Source organism: Jatrophihabitans sp. (assembly GCF_036388195.1).
In the GTDB taxonomy this organism is placed as follows: Bacteria; Actinomycetota; Actinomycetes; order Mycobacteriales; family Jatrophihabitantaceae; genus Jatrophihabitans_A.
Window position 1 is genome coordinate 1 of record NZ_DASVSG010000014.1, and the last position, 3,278, is coordinate 3,278.

3 protein-coding genes and 1 pseudogene are annotated in these 3,278 nt (G+C 70.7%); 1 reads left to right on the forward strand and 3 read right to left on the reverse strand.

Annotated elements, in window-relative coordinates; translation table 11 throughout:
• Window positions 1-32: 32 nt before the first annotated feature.
• Together VF612_RS01060 and miaB are read right to left on the reverse strand one after the other, a co-directional pair.
• Window positions 33-695 carry a Type 1 glutamine amidotransferase-like domain-containing protein gene (locus VF612_RS01060; protein ID WP_408657995.1) on the reverse strand — a complete coding sequence of 221 codons (663 nt, stop codon included), beginning with the start codon at window positions 693-695 and terminating at the stop codon, window positions 33-35.
• 47 nt (window positions 696-742) lie between these two features.
• A complete protein-coding gene (miaB, locus tag VF612_RS01065; protein WP_408657996.1) occupies window positions 743-2,206 on the reverse strand; it encodes a tRNA (N6-isopentenyl adenosine(37)-C2)-methylthiotransferase MiaB in 1,464 nt (487 codons plus the stop codon).
• A gap of 65 nt (window positions 2,207-2,271) precedes the next feature.
• Here miaB and VF612_RS01070 point away from each other — a divergent pair, with 65 nt between their 5' ends.
• A complete protein-coding gene (locus VF612_RS01070; RefSeq protein ID WP_408657997.1) occupies window positions 2,272-2,871 on the forward strand; it encodes a GNAT family N-acetyltransferase in 600 nt (199 codons plus the stop codon).
• Window positions 2,872-2,954: 83 nt separating this feature from the next.
• Here the strand turns inward: VF612_RS01070 and VF612_RS01075 are convergent.
• Window positions 2,955-3,278, reverse strand: a pseudogene (locus VF612_RS01075) (ribonuclease Y); the annotation flags it as partial.

Here is a 3,278-nt window from a genome sequence, read left to right on the forward strand (position 1 = left end):
GGCGTGGCACACGAGCGGTCGGCGTCGGCAGCCTAGGGCGGAAAGTGCACCCAGTGCCCTTCTGAGACGACCTCGACGGCGCCGTCGACCACCTTGATGGCGGTCTCGTCGTCGATGGCGTACGCCGGGCCCGCGATCTCGGCCGCCCAGCTCTCGGCGCCGGCCATGGTGTTGTCCGGCAGCATGCCCAGGTGCGGGAAGATCGAGAAGTCGACGATCCCGAGGGTGCTGTCGTCGCCGTCCGGTGGCGTCCACTCGATGAAGTCCTTACCGATGCGTGGGGTCATCACCATGCTCCCGGCGCTCAACCCCACCCAGACCGTGTCGGGCAGCGACGGCAGGAGGTCCGCCAGCCCGGATTGCCGCATCCAGTGGCACAGATACAGCGCATCGCCACCGGCGACCAGCAGGACGTCGGCCTCACCGACCCACGAGATCCACCGCTGGTCGCCGATGCTGGGCAGCGCTGTCAGCTCCAGGACACCCAGCGACTTCCAACCCAGGTCGCACATGGGCAGCGAGTCCTGGCCGGCGATGAAGCTCCATGCCATGGCTGGCCCGCACATGGGGTGGCCGTACTGCGCCGTAGGGACGCAGAGGGCGTGGGAGTCGGCGATCGGCTTGCCCAGCAGGTCGACCAACGCATCGCGGATGGTCGGGTTCTTGACCCCCGCGGACGTGAGAAGAAGCTTCACCGTGCCTCCCGAGTCGAGTGCGAGGGTTGCTGGGACGTGCTGAGGGGTCAGGCCGGCCGGCGGCCGATGCTCAGCAACGGCCGGGGTGCCTGCTTCGCTGCCGGCGTCGTCTGCCCGGATGCGCCTCGCCAGGGCCGGTGCGCCGAGATGCCCCCGTCGGCGACCAGGTGGTGCGGCGCCGCATAGGTGACCCGGGCGCTGACCACGTCGCCGGCTGCCACCGGCAGGTCGCCGGTGGCCACGTGCACCAGCCGGCCGTCGCGGGCCCGTCCGGAGATGCGCAGGTTCGCCGCGTCCTTCTTGCCCTGTGCTGCGCTGACCAGCACGTCCACCTCGGCGCCGATCAGCTGCTTGTTCTGCTGCCAGCTGATCTCCTCCTGCAGCTCGATCAGCCGGTCGTAGCGCTGCTGCACCACGGCCTTCGGGACCTGGTCCGCCATGGTCGCCGCAGGCGTGCCGGGCCGCGGCGAGTACTGGAAGGTGAAGGCGCTGGCGAACCGGGCGCGCCGGACGGCCTCCAGGGTCTGGTCAAAGTCGGCCTCGGTCTCGCCCGGAAAGCCGACGATGATGTCGGTGGTGATCGCAGCGTGCGGCATCGCGGCGCGGACCCGGTCGATGATGTCGAGGTAACGCGCCTGCCGGTAGGAGCGCCGCATCGACCGCAACACGGCGTCGGAGCCGGACTGCATCGGCATGTGCAGCTGCGGGCAGACGTTCGGCGTCTCGGCCATCGCGGCGATCACGTCGTCGGTGAAGTCGCGGGGGTGCGGGCTGGTGAACCGGACCCGGTCCAGGCCTTCGATGCGACCGCAGGCGCGCAACAGCTTGCCGAAGGCCAGGGCGTCGCCGAACGAGCGGCCGTAGGAGTTGACGTTCTGGCCCAGCAGGGTGATCTCGGTGACGCCGTCGGCGACCAGGGCCTCGATCTCGGCCAGCACGTCGCCGGGTCGCCGGTCGGTCTCCTTGCCGCGCAGGCTGGGCACGATGCAGAACGTGCAGCTGTTGTCGCAGCCGACCGAGATCGACACCCAGGCCGAGAACGCCGAATCTCGCCGGCTGGGCAGGTCGGACGGGAAGTTGGCCAGGGCGTCGAGGATCTCGACCTGCGCCTGGCCGTTGTGCCGGGCCCGTTCCAGCAACACCGGCAGGCTGGCCAGGTTGTGGGTGCCGAAGACCACGTCGACCCAGGGCGCCTTCTGCAGCACGGCGGACTGGTCCTTCTGGGCCAGACAGCCGCCGACGGCGATCTGCATGCCCGGACGGGCCGTCTTCACCGGGGCCAGCTGGCTCAGGTTTCCGTAGAGGCGGTTGTCGGCGTTCTCACGCACCGCGCAGGTGTTGAACACCACCAGGTCGGCCTCCCGGCCACTCTGGTCGGCCGACCGGCGGTAGCCGGCCTGCTCCAGGAGCCCGGAGAGCCGTTCGGAGTCGTGCACGTTCATCTGGCAGCCGTAGGTGCGGATGGCATAGGTGCGGCTGGCGCTGGAGTCGGTACCCGGGGCGGCGTTCATATCGGCTCAAGGGTACGAGGCCGCGCCAACCCCCGGGTCGCCAGCCCGGTTGGCTACTCTTGCTCATGGTCGCGACCTCGACGCCAGATGCTCGCTCCGCCGCCACCGACACGCCCCCGATCCTGCTGCGGCCGATGACGGCTGCCGACCTGCCGCTGATGTGCCGGTGGCTCGGGGCGGCTCACGTGCACCGGTGGTGGCACGATTCCGCCGAGCCGGCCGCGGTCAGCGCCGAGTACCTGCCCTGCATCGAGGGTGTCGAGCCGTCCCACCCCCTGATCGCCGAGTTGCCGACCGGGCCGGTCGCCTTCGTCCAGTGGTACCGGTGGGCCGATTACCCGGACTACTGCGCGTGGATCGGCGCGAGCCCGGACGAGGCAGGTTTCGACTACCTGATCGGCGAGGAGGCCTGCTGCGGCCAGGGTCTGGGCACCCGGCTGATCGCCGCGCTGATGCAGCTGATCCGTGAGCAGGACGCTGCCATCGCCGGTGTGGTGGTGGATCCCGAGCAGGCCAACACCGCCTCCCGCCGGGTGCTGGAGAAGAACGGGTTGACCCTGGTGGCGGTGAAGCGGATCGACGATCCCGACGGGCGACCGGTCGGCCCGTCGGCGATCTATCGGCGCCGGTTCACGGCTGAGGAGCAGGCCGACCGAGCCGGCTGAGCCGCTGAGGAGCAGGCCGGCCCAGGAGCGGCGCAGGAGCAGGCCGGCCCAGGAGCGGCGCAGGAGCTGGCCCGCTCAGCGGCTCAGTGGGCGACTTCGGTGGCCCGTGACTCCCGGACGACGGTCACCCGGATCTGGCCGGGGTAGGTCAGCTCGTCCTCGATCTGCTTGGCGACCTCGCGGGCGATCACACCGGCCGCCAGGTCATCGACCTGCTCCGGCAGTACCATCACCCGGACCTCGCGGCCCGATTGCATGGCAAAGACCCGTTCGACCCCCGGCCGGGCGGTGGCGATCTGCTCGATCCGCTCCAGCCGCTTGACGTAGGCCTCCAGCGACTCCCGGCGGGCGCCCGGGCGGGCGGCGGAGCAGGCATCGGCAGCCTGGGTCAGCACGGCCTCGACGGT